A 22,641-nucleotide genomic window follows, 5' to 3' on the forward strand; every position below is an offset into this window, starting at 1 on the left:
TTAGGTCATGAATCAAGATATAAATACTGAAGTTCACAATGCTTATGAAGTGATTAAAGAAGGCGGCATTATCCTTTACCCTACAGATACTGTTTGGGGAATAGGTTGTGATGCTACTAACCCTGAAGCTGTTGCCAAAATCTACAAACTAAAACAACGCGCAGAAACACAAAGCATGATCGTTTTAATGAATGGAGAAAAAATGATTTACAACGTTTTTAAAAACGTTCCTGAAGTGGCCTGGCAGATTATGGATTTATCTGAAAAACCAACCACTCTAATTTTAGACGAAGCCAGAAACGTTGCACATAATATTATTGCAGCCGATAAATCATTAGGAATAAGATTGGTAAAAGAGCCTTTTTGTTTCAAGTTAATGGAAAGAATGAAAAAACCATTAGTTTCAACTTCTGCAAACATTTCAGGACAGCCTACTCCAATTTCTTTCAAAGACATTAATCCAGAAATCATTAAAGGTGTTGATTATGTTGTAAAACTAAATCAGGATAAAATTGCCGGAAAACCATCAACAATTATCAAATTGACGAATGATTCGCAGGTAAAAGTTATTCGTAAGTAATTTTAGATTTTAGAGTGTAGATTTTAGATTTTTTGAATAAAGAAGTCAGAACCTTAGCAACTAAGTAAAGGGCTTCGACTTCGCTCAGCCTGACAGGTCTATAATGTCATCTTGAGCGAAGTCGAAGGATATTTCAATTAGAACTTAGAATCTTAGTACCTCAGAGCCTTAGAAAACTTTGTCCCTTTGTAACTCTGAACCTTTGCACCTAAAAACTAAACAACTTTAAGACTCTCAATCAACCAATCGATATCTTCTTTAGTATTATAATGACTAAATGAAATTCGGAGATTTGGTAATTTTAAATCATCCTCTGAGAGCATTTCTTTTAAAACGTGCGAAGGCTTTATACTTCCGGACTGGCAGGCACTTCCTCTTGAAACTGCAATTCCTTTCATATCTAAACTAAATAACAGCATTGAAGTTTTATCTGAAGAAAAAGGTAACGTGATATTGATGATATTATAAAAATCATCTTTTTTTCCGTTAATTCTAAAACCAGGAAAATTAAGTTCCAATTCTTCTATAAGATATTTTTTAAGGTCATAAATATGATTTCTTTCTGCCTCTAAATTTTCATAAGAAAGAGACAAAGCCTTTGCCATTCCTGCAATTTGATGTACAGCTTCTGTTCCGGCACGAAGCCCTTTTTCTTGTTCTCCGCCAAAAATCAACGGCTGCAAACCAGAATTTTTTCGGATAAAAGCAAATCCAACGCCTTTTGGTCCATGGAATTTATGCGCACTTGCCAGAATAAAATCTACAGGAATTTTTTGAAGATCGATTTCTGTTTTTCCAACCGACTGAACGGTGTCTGAATGAAATAAAGCATTATATTGTTTGCAAATAACTCCCACTCTATCCAAATTTAAAACAGTTCCAGTTTCGTTGTTTACGTGCATTAAACTAACAATGGTTTTCTTTTCATCAGAAAGCAAATTAGAAAGATGCGTTAAATCAATACTTCCGTCTTGATTAACATTTACATAATCTACCTGAATATTGTAATCTGACTGCAATGCCAAAACGCTGTACAAAACAGCATGATGTTCAATTTTTGTAGTTATGATACGCTCTACTTTTAAATCTTCAACTGCCGATCTCAAAATCCAGTTATTTGCTTCTGTTCCGCCAGAAGTAAAAATAATTTCCTGCGCAGAACAGTTTAAATGTTTGGCAATACTTTTTCTTGAAAGTTCTAAAACTGTTTTAGCATTTCGTCCAAAACTATGCGTAGAAGACGGGTTACCAAAATCTTCTGCCATAATTTTAGTCATTTCCTGAATTACTTCAGGTCGCATAGCAGTTGTTGAGGCGTTATCGAGGTATACTTTTTTCATTGATGCAAAGTTATGAAATATCAATTGTCTAATCTAAAAGTTCATTTGCCAAATTTTTCACTATTTTTGACCCAAATAAAATTACGATGAAAAAATATGTAAGCCTTTTAATATTGGCTCTTTTGTTAAACGGATGCGACGACGGCGATTTAACTGTAGATACAATTAATTTTGAAGATATTCAGACTTCGGCAAAATGTCCTAATTCAAGTACTGACGAGACTGCGCCAACTCTAATTTATAAATTAAAAACTCAGGAAGCATTAATACTTCAGCTGCCGGCAAACAGTATTAAAAACGATGCTACACCAGATGGTGATCCGCTTATTTACGATATAAATAATTCAACTTATCGTGTACTTTACAGAGCTTATGACGGTAAAGTTGCAGTTGATAATATTTGCGGTACAATACCGCCAAGAACACCAAATGTAACAGAAGAATGGCAGGCTACAGCAGGTATAATTGAAATTACATCATCACAAGTTACAGGAGATAAAAGCCAAACTGACGGAAGTACAAGAATTACAGGTTACAATCATCAAATTGTTTTTAGAAATATTACTTTCTTAAAACCTGCGGGTCCTCAAACAGAAGAAGAATTTGTTTTTGGAAATTACACAACTTCACCAGATCCGCTATATTTAACTTTTACAACTCCGGCATTACAATGTACAGATAAGAAACAAGTTTATAATTTTAATCCAACTTCTTTTATGCAGGTTAATAATCTGGACCAGACACTTATTAAACAAGTAGTAGGTACAAGATCTGCAGCCATAACAGCAGCAGCAAACAATATAAATTATACTACTTTTAAATCTAATACAGGTACTTTAACCAGCTCGTACTTTTGTATAACCCCGGCACCTTCAGCACCAGCTATAAGCACAGTATGGAATAGCGTAGCAGATAACAAAGGTATTGTTGAAGTTACAACAACAGCAACAGGAACAACAAGTATTGTTTACAAGCATACTATTACCATAAAAAATGTTACTCTTAAAAAAGGAAACAGCAGCTTTTATTTAGCAGATAATTTTGTTCTTGGTACAATAACAGATCCACCTGTCACTGCGCCTACAGCTAAAAAATAGCAAAAAAATATTCTTACAAAAAACGTCTGTTTTTTGATCCGGTTTTCTATTAAATCAGATTCAAAAAACAGACGTTTTTTTATGCTTAAAAATAAAGAATTTTAAGTCTTAAAAATTCTTTTATTTATTGTTTTGGCGAATATAAACTTCCGTCGCACCTAAGCCGTATTTTTGATAATTGGCATCCTGAAAATCAATTCCGTCATAACGACCCAATAAAAAATCAAGTTCGGCTTTTAAAATTCCTTCGCCGACACCGTGAATGAAAACGATTTTTGGAATGCGGTTTTTAATCGCAAATTCAATATGTCTTTTTGCCGTTTCTGTCTGCAGTGTCAGGATATCATAATTTGACATTCCACGTTTATTTGGAACCAGTTTTTCGATGTGTAAATCAAATTCCGGAGCCACAATTTCGCGTTTATCTTTCTTTTCTTTGACAAAACTTCGTGGTTTTGGTTCTGCTTTTTCTTTTGAAACCTCTTCTAAATCAATTCTTTTAATAGAATTCATTAAATTACTGGAATCCTGAATTTTAAGTAATTCGTTGACAGAAAATGTCATCATGAATCCATCCTCAGTTTCTATTAAAACTTCTTTATTTTTCACCGAAACCACTGTTCCGTTTATTGCTTCGTCTAATACCGAAACTTTATCTCCTTTAGTCAACATCGTGCTCCTCTTTTTCTTGATTTTTACTCGGCGTTTTTGCGCTTAACTGCATCATTCCATACATAAAAACGGCAATTGCAATTACCATTATATAGATATTTTTATCATCAGAAACCTGCTCATATAATGCAACTGAAATGGCAAGAATCATAATTAAAATTTTAAAAGCTTTCATTTTCTAAAGTTTAAGAATCCAAAAGTATAAAACTTTAAAATAGAAGTTTCTTTCTTCTGAAATGTTATCGAATATTTTTTTGTAAAATTGTAAAAAAATACGCTGTGAATTTAGAGAAATATATGATCCCCTGCCTCTTCAAAAAACTCTTCGGAATTGAGTGTCTGGGCTGTGGTTTTCAGCGCTCTTTATTCTTACTTTTTCAAGGCGATTTTTCGGCCGCTTTTAAGATGTATCCGGCCATCTACACTACCCTTTTATTTTTAATTTTACTGGCTTTATATTTTTTGGATAAATCCAGAAACTACCAAAAAATCATCTGGAAAGCTGCCGGAATAAATATCATTTTTATGTGTGTGGGTTATTACTACAAACACTTTTATCTTTAATATTTTAGGTCTGTTTTATTTCTTAACCTGATTTAAAATATCATTCATCATCTCAATTTGAACTTTCTGAATTTCGATTAATTCCTGCTGCTGGTGCATAATTAAATGATCGATTTTATCGTGAATCATTCTTATTTCTAATTCAGATTTCAGGTTAATCATATAATCTTTTTTGGCACGGTTTCTATCTTTTTCTTCCTGACGGTTTTGGCTCATCATAATTACCGGCGCCTGAAGTGCGGCTATACAAGATAAAATCAAATTCAATAAAATAAACGGATACGGATCAAAACCTTTATCCAGTAAAAAATAAACATTGGAACCAATCCAAACGACAATAAAAGCTATAAACGAAATAATAAAAGTCCAGCTTCCGCCAAAGTCTGCCACTTTATCGGCTATTTTTTGACCAAAACTTCTTTTTTCATCTTCATCTTCAACAATACTCACAATTGATTTATCTTCTTTTAAAGAAGAGATAACACTTTTTTCAAGGTCAGAAAGTGTTCCAATTTCAGTTGATAAATAATTAGAAATATATTTTTGACGGTATTCATTCAATTCCTGAACCGAAATAGAGTCATCATCACAAAATGAAGGATGATCTTTTAAAATAAGGCCTAAAATGGGATCGTGAATAGAATTACCGGAAATTTTCTCACTTTCAGGAAAAGAAATATCAGAAATCGAACTTTTAAAAGTTGAATTATTTTTCATTTTTGTAGATTTTATCCGCTAATTTACACAATTAACTTCTTAAGAATCATATAAAACAGAAGCATTTATTAATCTTTTATTTATCACAAATACAATTCTGAAAGCAAAATTTCTTTCGTTAAATCGTGTCCTTATTTACAAAAAACACCTTACTTTTAACGTTTTAAAATATCCATTCAATTTTACTATTGTGACTAAAGACAATATCATACAAAATATTAAGGCTTTAAAAAGCCATTCTAATATAAACTACGGTATCAAAACCAAAACTGAAGATTTTACCGAGAAGCTTTTTTACACTCTTTTTGATTCAAATGCTGCTCTCGACGAAAGTATCGATGAACTTGAAATCCGCTTTAAAGAAATAGCTGTTTTAGCCTGCAAAAAACCTCAAAATTTATGCGAATCAATATGGGACAGATTTGTGGCAAAACTTCCGGGCGTTTTAGAAAAATTAAATCAGGATGCCGAATATATTCTTGAAAATGATCCTGCATCAAACAGCATCGATGAAGTTTATTTAGCTTATCCCGGCTTTTACGCGATTGCCATTTACAGATTAAGCCACGAATTATATCAGTTAGATTTATTGCTTTTTTCAAGATTAATGAGCGAATATGCACATAGAATTACCGGAACTGATATTCACGCCGGTGCCGATATTGCTTCGCCATTTTTTATAGATCACGCCACAGGAATTGTTATTGGTGAAACCAGCGTTATTAAAAAACACGTTAAGATTTATCAGGGTGTTACACTGGGAGCTTTGAGTGTAAGCAAAGACATGAAAAATGCAAAAAGACATCCAACCGTTGAAGCAAATGTGTGCATTTATGCCAATGCAACGATTTTAGGAGGCGAAACCATCATTGGAAAAAATAGTATTATTGGCGGAAATTCATGGATTACGAAATCAATTCCCGAAGATTCGATTGTACTGAATACCACCACAACAGAAGTTAAAATAAAAGAAAAAAAATAAAATGGGCCCACAGAAGTTACTAAACCTAATTGGAAATACTCCATTAATGGAAACCGTCAATTTGGTTAAGAATAAAAACGTTAAGCTTTTACTGAAACTGGAAGGAAATAATCCTGGCGGAAGTGTAAAAGACAGAGCGGCATACAATATGATTGCTGCAGCGCTTGAAAGAGGAGAAATTAAAAAAGGAGATAAATTAATTGAAGCAACAAGCGGCAATACCGGAATTGCCCTTGCAATGATTGCACAATTATTTCAAATAGAGATAGAATTAATTTTACCGGAAGATTCTACAAAAGAAAGAACACAAACTATGCGTGCGTATGGCGCTACGGTTATTTTAACGCCCGCTGAAGAGGGAATTATTGGTTCGAGGGATTATGCCGACAAAAAAGTGGCCGAAGGCGGTTATATCATGCTAAATCAGTTTGCAAATGATGACAACTGGAAAGCGCATTACAAAACTACCGGTCCTGAAATTTGGAATGATACTGATGGAACGGTAACACATTTTGTTTCGGCAATGGGAACTACAGGAACCATCATTGGAACTTCGACTTATTTAAAAGAAAAAAATCCTGCTGTTCAAATTATTGGCGCACAGCCGAGCGATGGTTCTCAAATTCCGGGAATTCGTAAATGGCCTCAGGAATATTTACCCAAAATTTTTGATGCTTCAAAAGTAGATACTGTTATAGATGTAAGCGAAGATGAAGCACGAGAAATGACTAAAAGATTAGCGCTTGAAGAAGGTGTTTTCGCCGGAATGAGCAGCGGCGGCTCTGTTGCCGTAGCTTTAAAACTCGCAGAACAATTAGAATCTGGGGTTATAGTTGCCGTTATCTGCGATCGCGGTGATAGATATTTGTCTTCGGATTTATTTGATTAAAAAGAGGGACAAAGCGACAAAGGTTCAAAGGAACAAAGGCTCATCTGAGCTAGTTTTATAAACTTGTTACAAGCCTTTATAACTGCCCTAAAGACGCACTGCTGTGCGCCTCTACAGAAAACCTTTGTGCCTTTGTACCTATGAACCTTTGTAACTTAAAAAGAAAATGAACTACAGAAAACTAGGAAAAACAAACTTTAATATATCTGAAATCTCACTTGGAACCTGGCAGGTTGGAGGAAAATGGGGATCAGGATTTAATGATAAAACTGCTGATGAACTTATCAATACAGCAATTGACAATGGCGTAAATTTTATTGATACTGCCGATGTTTATGAAAATGGATTAAGCGAAACTGCTGTTGGACGAGTGGTTCGTTCGCGTTCTGAACGTATTTATGTTGCGACAAAATGCGGACGTCAGATTAATCCGCATGTGAATGATGGATATCAGCCAAAAGTACTTCAGAAATTTGTTGAAGACAGCCTTAAAAGAACCGGATTAGAAACTTTAGATTTGATTCAGCTACATTGCCCGCCTACGGAAGTGTATTACCGACCTGAAATTTTTGAAATGTTTGATCGTTTGAAAGATCAGGGCAAAATTTTGAATTTGGGCGTGAGTGTCGAAAAAGTCGAAGAAGCTTTAAAAGCAATCGAATATTCGAATGTAACGACAGTTCAGATTATTTTCAATTTATTTCGTCAGCGTCCGTCACAATTATTTTTCTCAGAAGCCCAAAAGAAAGATATCGGAATCATCGCGAGAGTTCCTCTTGCAAGCGGACTTTTAACGGGTAAATTTGATGCAAAAACCACTTTTGACGCACAAGATCATAGAAATTTCAACAGAAACGGTGATGCGTTTGATAAAGGCGAAACTTTTTCAGGAATCGATTATGATTTAGGTTTAAAAGCTGTTGAAGAATTAAAAGCTTTATTTCCTGAAACTGCAAACCTTGCTCCTATTGCTTTGCAATGGATTTTGAGTTTTAACGAAATTAGCTGTATTATTCCCGGAGCTTCAAAAGAAAGTCATGTGCTTTCTAATTTATCTGTATATAATTTACCAAAATTAAGTTCGGAGAAAATTTCGGAAATGAATAAAATTTACGAAAAGTATATAAAACAAGATGTACATCATCTTTGGTAAAAGATTCATCAACAATTCCCAAAAAAAATAAAAGCAGAAAAAGATTTACATTTAAATTTTTTCTGCTTTAAGTTTAAATTTTGTCTTATTTTATTATTTTACAATCTTTTAGTAGCTGTGTTTTAAGCCTAAATCTTTCTTCTTTGCATGAAAATCAAAACCATGAAGAAAATTAGCTTAATTACCCTTATGATTTGTTTAAGTTTTACTGCATGTGATTCAGACAGTGAAATTAAACTTCAAGATTCTTTAAACACGCAAAAAAAAGAATCATTAAAAAATGAAGATTCTACACAAGATGAAGATTCTAAAAATTTAGAAAAATTGTATGATGAAATTATTGCACTTTCAGACAGCAATTCTGCTTGCTCTGGAGAGTGGGATTTTATTGCAATAGGGAAAAAACCTTGCGGAGGGCCAGAAAAATATATTCCTTATTCTCTAAAAATTGATAGGAGTGAATTTTTAGCAAAAGTCAATTCCTATGCTATACAACAAGAAATATTTAATACAAAATGGAATATTACTTCCACTTGTGATGTTGCACGCAGACCTTTAGCTGCCGTTTGTGTTGATGGAAAAGCAACATTACTTTATGAAGAAGATAGAAATATAGAAAAACAAGATTTACAAAAATTACATGATGAGATTATTGCACTTTCAACCAACAATGCATCATGTTTTGGAGATTGGGATTATACTGCAATAGGATCAAAACCTTGCGGAGGTCCAGAAAAATACATTCCTTATTATGTAAATATCGATAGAACTGATTTTTTTAATAAGGTCAATATCTATAAAGCAAAACAAATGGAATTTAACCATAAGTGGAAAGTTAATTCAACTTGTGACGTTGTTGCTGAACCAGTATCTGCCACTTGTATTAATGGAAAAGGAAATTTACTATATGAAGCTGAAAGAACTAAAGAAGAACAAGATTTAGAAAAATTATATAATGAAATTATTGCACTTTCTGACATCAATAAGCCATGTACAGGAGATTGGGATTTTACTGCAATAGGTTCAAAAGCTTGCGGAGGTCCAGAAAAATACATTCCTTATTCTTTAAAAATTAACACTACAGATTTTTTGGCTAAAGTGAATTACTATAGTATAATGCAGGAATCATTTAACCATAAGTGGAAGGTTATTTCATTTTGCGATATTCCAAATAGACCAAAATCAGTTGAGTGTGTTAACGGAAAAGCAACATTAATGTATAATTAATTTCAAAATGAAGCTTTAAGTTCTGCATTTTTTATAAAGTTCAGAACTTAAGGTTTATTTTTCATATTTACGCAACCTTTTTAAAAAGTAAACATCTTCATAATAAAACTCACCAAACTCATAACCATGAAAAATATAAGTTTTTATCTAAAAGTTGTATGTCTATTAATTCTTTCCCGCGAAAGGGATGATGAAGAATTAATGGATGAACAAATAAAAAATTAAGTTCAAAGAAAAAACTCAAAACCTTAGAATCTCAGAAACTTAGAATCTTAGAATCTTAGATCTCAAACTCAATCTTAAACTCAGCACCTTTATTTTTGCCTTCACTTATGGCAGTTAATCGGCCTTTATTTTTTTCGATAATTTTTTTGCATAAATAAAGTCCGATTCCGGTTGAGGATTCATTAGCAGTTCCTAAACGGCTCATTTTGGTGAATTTTTTAAATAATTCTTCCATCTGATGTTTATCAAAACCAATTCCTCTGTCTGCAACAGTAATAACAAGATTTAAGTTTTCTTTATAAATTCTGACTTTAATATCACTGTCAAAATAAGAAAACTTAATAGCGTTACTAATTAAATTTACCAAAACCTGAACCAGCAAACCTTCATCAATCCAAAGTTTAGCTTCGTCAATTTCAACACTTAAGTTCAAGAGTATATTTTTATCTATTAATCGCTGTTCAACCTGTTCATTGATAAAAGGAAGAATATTTTCAAAATAAATAGTTTTAGTTTCCTGATTTACTTTCAGAACCTGATCTTGTTCTTTTAACAGCTTAATAAAGTTTTCGATGTATCGGAATTGCAAATTGGTCGACTCACAAATTAAATCGGCCAAATGCTTAACAGATTCAGAGGGATTTTCGCTTAAGATTAGTTTTGCCAAACCTTGCGGATTTCCGGCAAAGTTTTTTAAATCATGTGAAAGCATGTAAATTAAATCCTGCTTTTCATTTATAAAACTTTCAGCCTCATAAATCGATTCCTGAATATTGCACATTAAAAGCCCTGCTTCATCGGTATATTCTGTTGGGAGAATTGATAATCTTCTTTTATTTCTATAATCGTCTAATGATCTTGAGGCAATAGAAATAGGTCTTATGAGCTGTTTTAAGACAACAAGAGTAACAACGGTTGCCAATAATGTCATTATTAATGAAAAAATCAGAATCGATGTGGGTGAAATAGTCTGTTCGAAAAAAAGAACAAAAAATAAAATTCCAATTAATGGAATATGTATTCCTATAAAAGCGACAAATAAAAATTTTAACGCATAACTTTTTTTCAAAAAGCTAATTTGTGAAAGATTATGATACAACTTCATAAAAACATAACAAAACTATTGATAATATATTGTAGCTTGGGGCTGAATATCAGGAACAAAGTTAACTTTTAAAGTTTATTAAACTAGTAAATTACACAATTTGATAAAATATTATGAAAATAAAATTTGTAAAAGTTTACAAACCCTTATTTTTGCGCTATGGGAAGAAAAAATACAGACAAAGTTGTCTTTCATCAAATTCAGGTTCTTGATGCCGGAGCAAAGGGAGTCTCAGTAGCAAAAGCTCCTGACGGAAAAGTAATCTTTATTCCGAATGTCGTTCCTGGCGATGTTGTTGATGTACAAACATTCAAAAAAAGAAAAGCATACTACGAAGGAAAAGCCGTAAAATTTCACGAATTATCAGAGCATCGTATTGATCCAATCTGCGATCATTTTGGTGTTTGCGGCGGATGTAAATGGCAAAACATGAAATACAGCCAGCAGCTGTATTACAAACAAAACGAGGTAAAAAATCATTTACAGCGTATTGGAAAAGTTGAATTACCGGAATTTGAAACTATTTTGGGTTCAGATAAACAGTTTTTCTACAGAAATAAAATGGAATTTTCGTTTTCTAACAGCCGTTGGTTAACTGAAAAAGAAATTGGAAGTACAGAAGATTTAGGAAACAGAAATGCTTTAGGATTTCATATTCCGAAAATGTGGGATAAAATTCTTGACATCGAAAAATGTCATTTACAAGAAGATCCTTCAAATGCCATCAGAAACGAAATCAGAGCCTTTGCAAACGAGCATAATTTAGCCTTTTTTAATCCTAGAGAACATTCTGGATTATTAAGAACTTTAATGATTCGTACGGCTTCGACAGGCGAAATCATGGTTTTAATTCAGTTTTTTGAAGATGATAAAGCAAATCGTGAATTGGTTTTAGATCATCTATACGAAAAATTTCCGCAGATTACTTCTTTACAATATGTGGTAAATGCGAAACCAAACGATACAATTTACGATCAGGATATTAAACTTTATAAAGGAAGAGATTATATCTTAGAAGAAATGGAAGGTTTAAAATTTAGCATTAACGCTAAATCTTTCTACCAGACTAACTCAGATCAGGCTTACGAATTATACAAAATAACGCGTGATTATGCAGGATTAACAGGAGAAGAAACCGTTTATGATTTATATACAGGAACAGGAACTATTGCTCAGTTTGTTTCTAAAAAAGCAAAAAAAGTAATTGGTGTAGAGAGTGTTCCAGAAGCAATTTTAGACGCTAAAGCAAACGCTGAACGCAATAATATTACGAATTGTGAGTTTTTTGTTGGAGACATGAAAGTGGTATTCAACGAAGCTTTTATTGCACAACACGGAAAACCTGACGTTATTATTACTGACCCGCCGAGAGATGGAATGCATGCTGCTGTAATTGATCAGATTTTAAAAATTGCTCCAAAAAAGGTAGTTTATGTAAGTTGTAACTCTGCAACACAAGCACGTGATTTAGCCTTAATGGACGAAAAATACAAAGTAACCCGCGTACGTCCGGTTGATATGTTCCCGCAGACGCATCATGTTGAAAATGTTGTACTTTTAGAACTTCGATAATTATAAAACGCTAGATGAAAAAAATAATTTCTCTTTTATTAGTCTTTACATTTGGTTTATCCAGCTGTGAAAAAGATGATATCTGCGACGCAAATACACCTACTACTCCAAGATTAGTAATTAAATTTTACAGCAGTGCAGATCCGTCTACACCAAGAAGTGTTACCAATTTAAGAGTTGTTGGTATTGGCCCGGGCGCTGATCCTAACGGAATTGTTTTTAATGAAAACGGTACATCTACAACAAAATATCTGGCAAACGGAAATACAATTTCTATACCGCTAAAAATAGATGAAGATATCACTGGTTATAAATTTATATTAGATTCTGATGATCCAAATCCGGATGTCACAAACAGCGATATAATAACATTTAACTATACACGTCAAACTTCTTACGTATCCAGAGCTTGTGGTTTTAAAACCATTTTTTTGCTTAACGAGCAAACTACTGAATTACCTAATACTTCTGGCTATATACGTACAGATGATCCTGATACAGGAGATGGCGTTTGGATGAAGACTTTAAATTTAAAAACCCGTAACATTGAACTGGAAAATGAAACACACCTTGAAATATTATTTTAGTCTTTGTTTCGTTTTTGCAATGCTTTTGGGACATGCTCAGGAAATAAAAGATTCGACAGCAACAAAACCAATAGTTACCGAAAAACCAAAAACTAAAACTGCAAAACCCGCGGTTCAGGAAGTTAAAGCAGACACTATTGTTCCGCCCAAAACAGATCGTTACGGTTTGCGTGTGGGTGTTGATTTGTACAAATTAACCAGAGGTTTTTATGATAAGGATTATAAAGGTGTAGAATTTACCGGTGACTGGCGTTTAACAAAAAGATACTATCTAGCTGCCGAATTGGGTTTTGAAGACAAAACTACAGATGACGACAGATTAAACTCTACAGCTACAGGAACCTATATTAAAGGAGGATTTGATTACAATTTGTATGACAACTGGCTTGATATGGAAAACCTTATTACGATTGGTTTACGAGGCGGTTTCAGTTCTTTCAGCCAAGATTTAAACAGTTATAAAATTTACAATTCAAATCCGTATTGGGGAGAAAAACCTTCAATCGAAGCAAATCAAAAAAACAGCGGTTTAAGTGCCGCATGGCTTGAAGTTGCAGGAGGAATTAAAGCAGAAGTTTTCGATAATTTATTCGTAGGTTTTGGCGTGCAGTTAAAACTTTTAGTGATGAACAATAAACCTTCGGGCTTTGACAACCTTTATATTCCGGGTTTCAACAGAACTTATGACGGAAGTTTTGGTGTAGGTTTTAATTATACCGTTTCTTATTTCATTCCTATTTACAAAAAAAAGGTAATTGTGCCTGAAATTCAAAAACAAGCTCCTAAAAAGAAATAGTTTTACAAAAAATTAAAAGCCGCGAATTCAAGAATCTAATATTTTAAATTACTGAATTCGTGGCTTTTTTTTATACTTATTTTATTTAAGACAACTGAAATTCAACAGCCGATTTTGCGTGTATTAAAGTTGTATCAAAAATAGGAACCGATAAATCTCCTTCTTTTATTACCAAAGGAATTTCGGTACAACCTAAAATAATTCCTTCTGCACCGTTTTGAATCAGTTCATTAGCAATTTCTATATAACGTTTTTTCATTTCATCGGTTACAATTCCTCTTCCCAACTCTTCGAAAATCGTATAATGAATAAAATCTTTATCATCTTCGCTGGCAGGAATTATGGCTTCGATACCTTGAGCAGCCAATTTATCTTTAAAAAAGTCCAGTTCCATTGTAAACTTAGTTCCCAATAAACCAACCTTTTTTAATTGCTGTTTTTGAATTTCTACTGCCGTTTCAACCGCAATATGAATAACAGGCAAATCGATCGCGTCCTGAAGTTTATCTGCAATTAAATGCATGGTATTGGCACATAAAATAATAGCTTCTGCCCCACCCGATTTTAAAAATTCACAGCCTTTAAAAAGCATCTTAAAAGTCGAATCCCAATCGTTATTGTCGTTATTTCTTTTTATATCAGCATAATTAAAAGAATAAACCAAACATTCAGAGAAGTTTAACCCTCCCAGCTTTTCGTTAATTCCCAGATTTATAAGTTTGTAATAATCTGTAGTCGAAACCCAGCTTATACCGCCAATAAGTCCAATTTTCCTCATATTGCTGATTTTAAAAATTTATCCAATAACTCTAATGCCTTTTATAAAAATCCATTTCATAAAAAGTTTTTCGCCGTCTTTTGTTTTCACAGCCTGAAACTTAGGCGCAATAATTGTCGCCGCAACAAACGATGTCATCGGAATCCAGATTCCGGTTAATCCTGTATATTCTGCAATTATAAATCTTCCTAAAATAAACAGAATCGCGAAACTTCCTAATTGGTATAGAAACGCTCTTACTTGTAGTTTTGTCATTTTTTTCTTTTTTGAGGTTCAGAGTTACAAAGGTTCAAAGAGACAAAGTTTTTAAACCTCTGCTCCTTTGAACCTTTGTCCCTTTGTTACTATTCAGAAACCTGAAATTTCGTTCTCTTACTTCCTTCGTACATTTCGTATTTTACCAAACGTGCTTCAAGGCTTCCGTTAAAAAGTTTGATTTTTCTTGACGGTTTTAATCCAACAAATTTTAAAGCTTCAAGATTTGCAGTAATAAACCAGGCATTTGTTCCCGGATAATTTTTCTTTAAAGTATCGCCTATGTTTTTGTAGAATTCTTCCATATGAATATCTAAACGTTCATCATACGGCGGATTAAAAACAATATGAAGCTTTCCTTCAACCGCTTTTTCGCTGTCAAAAAAGTTGTTATCTTCGATCGTTACGTAATCTTCAAGATTTGCATTTCTGATATTATCTTTGGCTTTGCTTACCGCACTTGGCGCTTTATCAAAACCTTTTATAGTGTAATGAAACTCTTTGGTTTTCTTCATCAAACTGTTTACAATCTGATCAAATAAATCGTTGTCCCAGTCTTTCCATTTTTCAAACGCAAACTCTTTACGGTTAATGTTTGCCGGAATATTGCAGGCAATCATCGCCGCTTCGGCAAGGAAAGTTCCAGAACCACACATTGGATCTAAAAAGTGACTTTGTCCTTCCCAGCCCGATAATAATAAAATTCCAGCTGCCAAAACCTCGTTTATAGGCGCAATATTTGTTGCCGTTCTGTAACCGCGCTGGTGCAGCGAATTTCCTGAAGTATCTAATGAAACCGAAACCTGATCTTTATCAATATGAATATTGATTCTCAAATCCGGATATTGTTTATCAATGCTTGGTCTTTGTCCTGTTCTTTCTCTAAACTGATCGACAATTGCATCTTTACATTTTTGAGAAACAAACTCAGAATGGTTAAAATAAGTCGAATGCACCGTAGCATCAATCACAAAAGTTTGATTGGCATTCAATAATTTAGACCAGTTTATTCCCGAAATTCCTTTATATAGTGCCTGCTCATTATTAGCTCTAAAAGAGTAAATAGGTTTTAGGACTTTTAGTGCCGTTCTAAGCGATAAATTAGCTTTGTACATAAAACCTTTATCTCCTTTAAAACTCACCATTCGCACTCCTTTTTCAACATCCTGAGCCCCAAGCGTACGCAATTCCTGTTCTAATATCTCCTCAAAGCCAAAAAAACATTTGGCTATCATTCTAAAATTTTCTTCCATCTTTATTTTTGTATTAAAAAACAACTCCAATCGCAGGCAGATGCCAACGTTTATTTAGGTATCCTTGCGAAATAGTTATTTTTCGGCAAAAATACACTAAATTTGCGGTACTTTATATTAATTGAAATAGAATAAATGTCTGACGCACCCAACTCATCAACACCAAATCAGGATAGAAATACCGAAAACTGGTTTACATCATGGTTTGATACTCCATATTATCACATTCTGTACAAGGATAGAAACTATAGAGAAGCTCAGATTTTTATGGACAATTTAACGCATTATCTAAATCTTCCCGAAAAAGCAAAAGTGCTGGATTTAGCCTGCGGAAAAGGACGTCATTCTATTTACCTGAATCAATTAGGGTTTAATGTTTTAGGTGCTGATTTATCTGAAAACAGCATTGCCGAAGCCAATAAAAATAGTAACGAACATCTTCATTTTAAAGTGCACGATATGCGCGAACCTTTTGAAGAAAAATTTGATGCTATTTTTAACCTTTTTACTAGTTTTGGTTACTTCGAAAGTGACGATGACAACTTAACAACGCTTAAAGCCATCAAAGAAAGTTTATCTGAATATGGATTTGCCGTTATTGATTTTATGAATGTGAATCAGGTAATTGAAACTTTGGTTCCTCAAGAGGTTAAAACCGTTGACGGAATTGATTTTCACATCAAAAGATATGTTGAAGACGGTCATATTTTTAAAGAAATTGATTTTGAAGACCAAGGCAGAAAATTTCATTTTACCGAAAAAGTAAAAGCCCTGACTTTAAAAGATTTTCAGGATTTAATGGATGAAGCCGGAATTTATCTTTTAGATATTTTTGGAGATTACAAACTCAAAAAATTCCATAAAACTGAAAGCGAAAGATTAATCATGATTTTTAAATAGCTTTAATCGTTTAACTGTTAATTTGTTTAATTGCCTGAACAAATTGACACAGAAAAAACCGATTAAACGATTAAACAAAAACCCGATTAAACAAAAATGAATTATCTACTACCCTTATTTTCTGTACTTTTAGGATATAGTGTGGCTTTGTTTTTAAAACCAACCAACAAAACCAATTTAAAATTACTGCTTGCATTTAGCGGTTCATTTTTGTTATCGCTAACCGTAATGCATCTGCTGCCAGAAGTTTACAGTTCGCACAATCATAAAATTGGTTTGTTTATAATGGTCGGGATTCTGTTTCAGATCGTTTTGGAGTTTTTCTCCAAAGGCGCAGAACACGGACACGTTCACGGCCACGCAAAAATGTCGCAAATTCCCTGGCTTTTATTTATAAGCCTTTGCATTCATGCCTTTTTAGAAGGGTTTCCGGTAAGCCATCATCACGATTTAGCCGTAGGAATTGCGATTCATCATTTGCCAATTGCCGTGATTTTAACGACATTTTTCATCAATGCCGATTTAAACAAAAAAGCCATTTTTGCTTTCATGCTGACTTTTGCCATCATGACGCCGCTTGGAACCGTTGCATCTGAATATCTCCCAATATTAAACGATTATTATACCGAAATAACTGCAATTGTAATTGGTATATTATTCCACATTTCGTCAACAATTATTTTTGAAAGCAGCGAAGGACATAAATTTAATGTTGCCAAAGTATCCATGATTGTTTTGGGAATTTTATTGGCATTCTTTTTATAATAAATTAATTAGAAAATGTGTCAATTAAATAATGAGATAATTTTCTAATTGACACATTTTCTAATTATCTGATTTAATTTCCCGTTCTCTTTTTCTCATCCTGATTTCCAAAAGCGCGCTCTTTTATGTTGATTTTTTTGTTTCCAAAATTATAAACCACAGAAAAACGAACGAACCTGTTACTCTCATTCTGGCTATAAACTTGTTTTACCCCATTTACAACCGAAGCAAAATCTTTTAAATAAGACGTATTAAAAATATCATTTGCCAAAAGCGCAATCTGCATTGTTTTATTAAACAAATCCTGTTTAAAACCAATATCAAAACTCGATACATATCCTACTTTATACAAACCACTTTTAAAAGGCGAACTATAACTAAAATCAACTTGCAGTTTTGTTGTTTTGCCTAATACAAAAGTATTATTTGTCGAAAAATCAATTTGTAAACTATTTGACGGAGTGGAATTAATATTCTTTATAAACTCTGTTTTTGCACCTAAAAAGTACAATGAATTTTCACTTGACCACCATTCTGCAAAATTCGCCGAATAACTTTCACCAATACCATAATTTATGTTTTTAAAATAATTCTCACGCGTTACAATTTGTGTATTTGTTTCGGGATTTGAAGTAAACAAAACTCCGTAACCATTTGTAATTACATTTACAAAAACACTTGTTCTTAAGACTTCTTTATAAGAATGAGCAAATTCAAAATTATCACTAAATGAAGGTCTCAAAAACGGATTCCCTTCAGAATAACTATTACTATTAATATAAACCTTAAACGGATTCAATAAGTCAAAACGAGGTCTGTTGATTCTTTTCCCATAATTTAAACTAAAAGTATTGTTTTCATTTTTCTTGTACGAAGCGTAAACTGTTGGAAATAATTTCAAATAATTATTGACTGTTTCCTGATTCATTGTTTCAGAAAATCCGTTTGTCTGTGTATTTTCTAATCTTAAACCCATTTGAAAATTCCATTTTTCACCCATTTTCTTATCTCCGTTAATATAAACTGCCTGATTATTTTCAGTGTATTTAAATCGGTTTGATTGCGCTGGGTCTAATTCCGGAGTTCCGGTAATTGTATTATAATAAAGCACATCACTTATACTATTTGTAAAACTCATTTTAGCACCATAAGATAAATTTAAAGCCTGAAGCGGATGTTCTATATCGGCCTTAAAACTCCAGTTGTCAATATCCTGATTTGAGATATTTCTTCCCGACTGATTTACATCTACAAAAGTCATATCCGGCGTATAATTATTAGCAATAAAACTTCTATCGAACTTTGAATTGTAATTGAAATAATCCACATCAAAAGATAACTTTCTATTCAAAGAATCTAATTTAGTGATCAAATGCGCATTATAAGTTTGATTTCCAGAACCTTTATCTGTATAACTATTATTCAGTGTAACATTGTCTAATTGATTTTGAGTATTATACTTTTCAATTCTAATATCCGATCCAAAATCTGGATTATTTCTGTCATTCAAAAACTGAAAACCAACAGTTGTACGTTCTGAAAAATCATAATCTAAAGCCAATTTTCCAGAAAGATTTTCATTTTTTACTTTCGTTTCACTTTTCATAACTGAAAGTCCGTCGGGAAAATACATTTCCAAAGATTCATCTGCATTTTTATAACCTGTTTTTCCATTAACGCTCGCAGAAAATCTAAATTTATTTTTGTTATAATAGAAATTATCTCTCAAAGTGTAAATTCCGTATTTATTCTGGTCGTAAGAAACAGTCGTTGTGTTTTTCCAGGAATCACGCATTCCTTTTTTCATAATAATATTGATTAATCCTCCAGCTCCTTCCGCTTCGTATTTTGCCGGCGGATTACTTATAATTTCAATATTTTTAATATCACTTGCCGAAATAGATTTCAAAAAATTATTCAATTCCTCACCTGCCAGTTCTATCATTCTTCCGTCAATCATAACTCTGGAAGTTCCTTTTCCTAAAATCGTAATCACATCATTTTTTACCACAACTCCAGGCGCCGTATTAATAGCGTTTAAAGCATCTCCGCCAACCGTTGTAACATTCTTTTCAGGATTATAAACCAATCGATCTGTTTTTTGTTCCACTGTTTTGTTTTTTGACTGAATAATAACTTCTACTAAATTAGTGGCGCTTTCTTTCAAAATAATTGTTCCTAAAACAGTATCCTTTTCAATTAAAATTTCTTTTTCATAATCTGTAAATCCCAAAAGATTGATTCCTATTTTATAAGATCCTTTTTTAAGATTAAATTCAAAATTTCCATCTTGTTTCGTTGTCGTTCCATCAATAATTTTTCCTTCTGAATTTAAGATGGAAACATCTGCCCATTCTAATGAACTTGTTTCGCTTGTTATCTTTCCTTTCAATTTAAATGATGCTTGTGCTAAACAAAATAAAGGCAATAATAAAAAGATAAGGAGGTTTGCTTTTTTCATGATTTCTAAATTTTTAAACTTGTTTCGATTAATTTGAAGCAAAGTTGCCTTAGAAAATCTCCATACGCGACCGACAAAAAAAAGTCGAACCAATTTCTATTTAGGAAATTGGTTCGACTTTATTAAGCACGAAGTACGACTTTTTACAAACTACTTATTATGAAGCGTTTCGGTAAGCTGTAGGTGTTAAATTAGTGTATTTTTTGAAAGAAGTATTAAACGAAGATTTAGAGTTAAAACCAACTTCATATAAAATTTCCAGAACGGTCAGCTGACTTTTAGACTGATCTTTTAGTATCTGCATGGCTTTTTGAATGCGATATTCATTCACAAAATCAAAAAAATGCTGATCCATTTGATGATTAATCAAAATTGATAAATCCCGAACCGGAATATCAATTTGATTTGCCAATTCCTGAATGGTAAGCGACGGATCAAGAAAAGGTTCTTTCTCTGTCATATATTGTTTCAAAGTTGTTATTTGATTGTTAATCAAATCGTTTTGAGCATTTACTAATTCTGGTTTTTCTTCAACTTCCGGCAGAATGTCTTTTGTAAGTTTCAGCTTCGAATTAACTCCTCTAAAAAGCTCAGGATGATTTAAAGCTTTCATTATAAACCAACAAGTGATAAATAAAGCAATGGTTCCCACAAGAACATTTGCCCACAGAAATATTTCACTAAAACCACTGTAACGCAATAAATTTTTTAATGCCACAATAATATGTGCCGTTAGAAATACGCATGTAATTTGAAAAAGCCATTTATAAGTTGCTGTGCTTGCATTTGCATAATTTTCTAAATAGATTTCTCTGTACTTTTTTACAATCAAAAATACAGATACAATATAAAATACATATTGACATTCTACTAAAATCTGGATAAAGTAAATCTCCGGCATTAAATTAAGTCCCGAAGCGAAAGTATCTTTGTCTACATCTACACTTAGATAAATTCTCGGAATAAAAACTAAATTGACAATTACAAAAGGCAGTAAATGAACTAAATGTTTCCATTTTAACCTAAAATCTGAATAACAGACAGCCAACACAAAAAGATAAAACAAAGGCATTTCAAACAAACAGGTTGTCGATCTAAAAATCTCAAAATTTAGTTCTCTGCGAGTAGTCGTCTCAATAAAAAAGCCACTAAGATCTACCGCAGAAAAAATAAAAAACCAGGCAAATAAGCGATTAGCCAATTTATTCTCTGTTTTGACCGTAAATAAAAAAAAGGCGAGCAGTAAAGACACAAAAACCGAGATTCTGCCAATCCCTTGTAATAAATCTAATTTATCCATTTAACTTTCATTATTTAACAAATATAATATTTTAGTTCTTTTAACAAGATTTATAAAGTGGTTTGATCTAAAAGAAAATCACCTGAAAAAGTTTTTAAAACTTAGCGACTTTGCTTTCTAGTTTTTCCCTATTTGCCATAAAAAAGTTTAATTTTGGAGGATAACTATTTCGACAAAAAATGACCTTTACAAAAACAACCGAACAATCTTCAAAATACGAACATTTAGAGAAAATGTCAGTTCACGAACTGCTGACAAATATTAATAACGAAGACAAAACTGTTCCTAATGCTGTAGAAAAAGCAATACCGCAAATTGAAGCTTTAGTAGCTCAAGTTGTTGCTAAACTAAAATTAGGAGGTAAAATATTTTATATTGGTGCAGGAACATCTGGACGTTTAGGCGTTGTTGATGCTTCAGAATGTCCTCCTACTTTTGGAGTTCCGTTTGATTTAGTTAACGGAATTATTGCCGGCGGCGACACTGCAATTCGCCGTGCCGTAGAAAATGCCGAAGACAACGCAACACAAGCCTGGATTGATTTACAAGCTCATAATATTGGTACAAATGATGTCGTAATAGGAATTGCAGCTTCTGGAACTACTCCGTATGTAATTGGCGGTTTAGAAACTTGTAATCAAAATAATATTTTAACGGGCTGTATTACCAATAATGCGGGAAGTCCGTTAGCGCTTACAGCAAAATTCCCCGTTGAAGTTGTAGTTGGGCCAGAATTTGTTACCGGAAGTTCGAGAATGAAAGCCGGAACTGCTCAGAAATTGGTTTTAAACATGATTTCGACCGCAGCGATGATTCAGCTTGGAAAAGTAAAGGGAAACAAAATGGTCGATATGCAGTTGAGTAACATTAAGCTGGTTGATCGAGGCGTAAAAATGATTATGGGTGAAATTCCGGTTTCGTATGAAGAGGCTTCTGAATTATTGAAAAAGTATGGCAGCGTGAGGAATGCTGTTGATAATTATAATAAGTAAAGGTTTTCTGCTCCAGTTTGTCATTTCGAGGAACGAGAAATCGCACTCGTAAATCGACAAAGATTGGAGATATAGATTACGGAGTTTCTTGTGCGATTTCTCGTTCCTCGAAATGACAAGATTGCGATGAACCTGAAACCTAAAACAAAAAAAAGACTTGAAACAAAACAAATGAGTACAAACAAACAATTATTAGGAAAAGGAATTAAGTATTTAACAGGCGCTCTGCCTTTGATGTTTCTTGGACCATCATTGATTTATAATGCATTTATGAATCAGCATACTAATTGGCATTATTTAGTTCTCGGAATTGGAATTGTAGCTTGTTTGAGTTCTATGCTTTTGATTTTTTTAGGACTGAGAATCATTATGAAAGCTTTGTTTAATGACTAAAAAATCGTCTAAATAAACCCGACAGGTTTTAAAAACCT

The 22,641-nt window shown here is 33.0% G+C and carries 24 protein-coding genes; 14 read left to right on the plus strand and 10 right to left on the minus strand.

Going from position 1 to position 22,641, the window contains the following annotated elements; all coding sequences use genetic code 11:
• The first annotated feature begins 7 nt into the window (after positions 1–7).
• Complete coding sequence (locus tag FLAPXU55_RS21570; protein ID WP_053473636.1) at positions 8–580, plus strand: L-threonylcarbamoyladenylate synthase; 573 nt, start codon at positions 8–10, stop codon at positions 578–580.
• Positions 581–795: 215 nt separating this feature from the next.
• On the opposite strand, the gene FLAPXU55_RS21575 is transcribed toward FLAPXU55_RS21570, so the two are convergent.
• A complete protein-coding gene (locus FLAPXU55_RS21575) occupies positions 796–1,920 on the minus strand; it encodes a cysteine desulfurase family protein (RefSeq protein WP_180861264.1) in 1,125 nt (374 codons plus the stop codon).
• 86 nt (positions 1,921–2,006) lie between these two features.
• Here FLAPXU55_RS21575 and FLAPXU55_RS21580 point away from each other — a divergent pair, with 86 nt between their 5' ends.
• Positions 2,007–3,017: a hypothetical protein gene (locus tag FLAPXU55_RS21580; RefSeq protein ID WP_180861266.1), complete on the plus strand. Its 1,011-nt coding sequence runs from the start codon at positions 2,007–2,009 to the stop codon at positions 3,015–3,017.
• A gap of 120 nt (positions 3,018–3,137) precedes the next feature.
• On the opposite strand, the gene FLAPXU55_RS21585 is transcribed toward FLAPXU55_RS21580, so the two are convergent.
• The gene (locus FLAPXU55_RS21585; RefSeq protein WP_180861268.1) at positions 3,138–3,689 is read right to left on the minus strand and encodes a Smr/MutS family protein; all 552 of its coding nucleotides are present in this window, start codon (positions 3,687–3,689) and stop codon (positions 3,138–3,140) included.
• The gene (locus tag FLAPXU55_RS21590) at positions 3,679–3,864 is read right to left on the minus strand and encodes a hypothetical protein (protein ID WP_180861270.1); all 186 of its coding nucleotides are present in this window, start codon (positions 3,862–3,864) and stop codon (positions 3,679–3,681) included. Before FLAPXU55_RS21590 ends, FLAPXU55_RS21585 begins: the two co-directional genes overlap by 11 nt.
• Positions 3,865–3,986: 122 nt before the next feature.
• Here FLAPXU55_RS21590 and FLAPXU55_RS21595 point away from each other — a divergent pair, with 122 nt between their 5' ends.
• Entirely contained in the window at positions 3,987–4,253 is a 267-nt protein-coding gene (locus FLAPXU55_RS21595) for a DUF2752 domain-containing protein (RefSeq protein WP_317169660.1), read from the plus strand.
• 15 nt (positions 4,254–4,268) lie between these two features.
• Here FLAPXU55_RS21595 and FLAPXU55_RS21600 read toward each other — a convergent pair whose 3' ends face one another.
• The gene (locus tag FLAPXU55_RS21600) at positions 4,269–4,970 is read right to left on the minus strand and encodes a DUF1003 domain-containing protein (protein ID WP_180861274.1); all 702 of its coding nucleotides are present in this window, start codon (positions 4,968–4,970) and stop codon (positions 4,269–4,271) included.
• Positions 4,971–5,160: 190 nt separating this feature from the next.
• On the opposite strand from FLAPXU55_RS21600, the gene epsC reads away from it, so the two are divergent.
• From epsC to FLAPXU55_RS21620, 4 genes are all read left to right on the plus strand, one after another.
• The gene (gene epsC, locus FLAPXU55_RS21605) at positions 5,161–5,952 is read left to right on the plus strand and encodes a serine O-acetyltransferase EpsC (RefSeq protein WP_053473643.1); all 792 of its coding nucleotides are present in this window, start codon (positions 5,161–5,163) and stop codon (positions 5,950–5,952) included.
• A 1-nt stretch (position 5,953) separates the two neighbouring features.
• Positions 5,954–6,841, plus strand: coding sequence for a cysteine synthase CysM (gene cysM, locus FLAPXU55_RS21610; protein WP_180861276.1), 888 nt, complete (start codon positions 5,954–5,956; stop codon positions 6,839–6,841).
• Between the two features lie 166 nt (positions 6,842–7,007).
• Positions 7,008–7,994: an aldo/keto reductase gene (locus FLAPXU55_RS21615; RefSeq protein WP_180861278.1), complete on the plus strand. Its 987-nt coding sequence runs from the start codon at positions 7,008–7,010 to the stop codon at positions 7,992–7,994.
• A 147-nt stretch (positions 7,995–8,141) separates the two neighbouring features.
• A complete protein-coding gene (locus tag FLAPXU55_RS21620; protein WP_180861280.1) occupies positions 8,142–9,221 on the plus strand; it encodes a hypothetical protein in 1,080 nt (359 codons plus the stop codon).
• A gap of 280 nt (positions 9,222–9,501) precedes the next feature.
• On the opposite strand, the gene FLAPXU55_RS21625 is transcribed toward FLAPXU55_RS21620, so the two are convergent.
• Positions 9,502–10,377, minus strand: a complete 876-nt coding sequence (locus FLAPXU55_RS21625) for a sensor histidine kinase (RefSeq protein WP_235992134.1) — start codon at positions 10,375–10,377, stop codon at positions 9,502–9,504.
• 333 nt (positions 10,378–10,710) lie between these two features.
• On the opposite strand from FLAPXU55_RS21625, the gene rlmD reads away from it, so the two are divergent.
• From rlmD to FLAPXU55_RS21640, 3 genes are read left to right on the plus strand one after another with little or no spacing between them, the layout of a single operon-like run.
• Positions 10,711–12,123 carry a 23S rRNA (uracil(1939)-C(5))-methyltransferase RlmD gene (rlmD, locus tag FLAPXU55_RS21630; RefSeq protein ID WP_180861284.1) on the plus strand — a complete coding sequence of 471 codons (1,413 nt, stop codon included), beginning with the start codon at positions 10,711–10,713 and terminating at the stop codon, positions 12,121–12,123.
• 14 nt (positions 12,124–12,137) lie between these two features.
• The gene (locus FLAPXU55_RS21635) at positions 12,138–12,710 is read left to right on the plus strand and encodes a DUF6452 family protein (protein ID WP_180861286.1); all 573 of its coding nucleotides are present in this window, start codon (positions 12,138–12,140) and stop codon (positions 12,708–12,710) included.
• Complete coding sequence (locus FLAPXU55_RS21640) at positions 12,682–13,506, plus strand: DUF6048 family protein (protein WP_180861288.1); 825 nt, start codon at positions 12,682–12,684, stop codon at positions 13,504–13,506. The genes FLAPXU55_RS21635 and FLAPXU55_RS21640 overlap by 29 nt, the downstream gene beginning before the upstream one ends.
• Before the next feature lie 85 nt (positions 13,507–13,591).
• Here the strand turns inward: FLAPXU55_RS21640 and FLAPXU55_RS21645 are convergent, their stop codons facing one another.
• The 3 genes from FLAPXU55_RS21645 to FLAPXU55_RS21655 all read right to left on the minus strand — a co-directional run bounded on the left by FLAPXU55_RS21645 (position 13,592) and on the right by FLAPXU55_RS21655 (position 15,792).
• The gene (locus FLAPXU55_RS21645) at positions 13,592–14,284 is read right to left on the minus strand and encodes an aspartate/glutamate racemase family protein (protein WP_180861290.1); all 693 of its coding nucleotides are present in this window, start codon (positions 14,282–14,284) and stop codon (positions 13,592–13,594) included.
• A gap of 18 nt (positions 14,285–14,302) precedes the next feature.
• The gene (locus FLAPXU55_RS21650; protein ID WP_053473652.1) at positions 14,303–14,539 is read right to left on the minus strand and encodes a hypothetical protein; all 237 of its coding nucleotides are present in this window, start codon (positions 14,537–14,539) and stop codon (positions 14,303–14,305) included.
• An 89-nt stretch (positions 14,540–14,628) separates the two neighbouring features.
• On the minus strand, positions 14,629–15,792 hold the full coding sequence (locus tag FLAPXU55_RS21655; protein ID WP_180861292.1) for a THUMP domain-containing class I SAM-dependent RNA methyltransferase: 1,164 nt from the start codon (positions 15,790–15,792) through the stop codon (positions 14,629–14,631).
• Positions 15,793–15,927: 135 nt separating this feature from the next.
• Here FLAPXU55_RS21655 and FLAPXU55_RS21660 point away from each other — a divergent pair, with 135 nt between their 5' ends.
• On the plus strand, positions 15,928–16,692 hold the full coding sequence (locus FLAPXU55_RS21660; RefSeq protein ID WP_053473654.1) for a class I SAM-dependent methyltransferase: 765 nt from the start codon (positions 15,928–15,930) through the stop codon (positions 16,690–16,692).
• A gap of 96 nt (positions 16,693–16,788) precedes the next feature.
• Complete coding sequence (locus FLAPXU55_RS21665) at positions 16,789–17,457, plus strand: ZIP family metal transporter (protein ID WP_053473655.1); 669 nt, start codon at positions 16,789–16,791, stop codon at positions 17,455–17,457.
• Between the two features lie 73 nt (positions 17,458–17,530).
• Here the strand turns inward: FLAPXU55_RS21665 and FLAPXU55_RS21670 are convergent, their stop codons facing one another.
• Together FLAPXU55_RS21670 and FLAPXU55_RS21675 are read right to left on the minus strand one after the other, a co-directional pair.
• Positions 17,531–19,918, minus strand: coding sequence for an outer membrane beta-barrel family protein (locus tag FLAPXU55_RS21670; protein WP_180861294.1), 2,388 nt, complete (start codon positions 19,916–19,918; stop codon positions 17,531–17,533).
• A gap of 157 nt (positions 19,919–20,075) precedes the next feature.
• The gene (locus FLAPXU55_RS21675) at positions 20,076–21,218 is read right to left on the minus strand and encodes a helix-turn-helix domain-containing protein (protein ID WP_180861296.1); all 1,143 of its coding nucleotides are present in this window, start codon (positions 21,216–21,218) and stop codon (positions 20,076–20,078) included.
• A 179-nt stretch (positions 21,219–21,397) separates the two neighbouring features.
• On the opposite strand from FLAPXU55_RS21675, the gene murQ reads away from it, so the two are divergent.
• On the plus strand, positions 21,398–22,210 hold the full coding sequence (murQ, locus tag FLAPXU55_RS21680; protein WP_053473658.1) for an N-acetylmuramic acid 6-phosphate etherase: 813 nt from the start codon (positions 21,398–21,400) through the stop codon (positions 22,208–22,210).
• Positions 22,211–22,381: 171 nt separating this feature from the next.
• On the plus strand, positions 22,382–22,603 hold the full coding sequence (locus tag FLAPXU55_RS21685) for a DUF6095 family protein (RefSeq protein ID WP_053473765.1): 222 nt from the start codon (positions 22,382–22,384) through the stop codon (positions 22,601–22,603).
• The last annotated feature ends 38 nt before the right edge of the window (positions 22,604–22,641 follow it).

Origin of the sequence: Flavobacterium panici, from assembly GCF_903819335.1 — a bacterium.
GTDB classification, from domain to species: Bacteria; Bacteroidota; Bacteroidia; order Flavobacteriales; family Flavobacteriaceae; genus Flavobacterium; species Flavobacterium panici.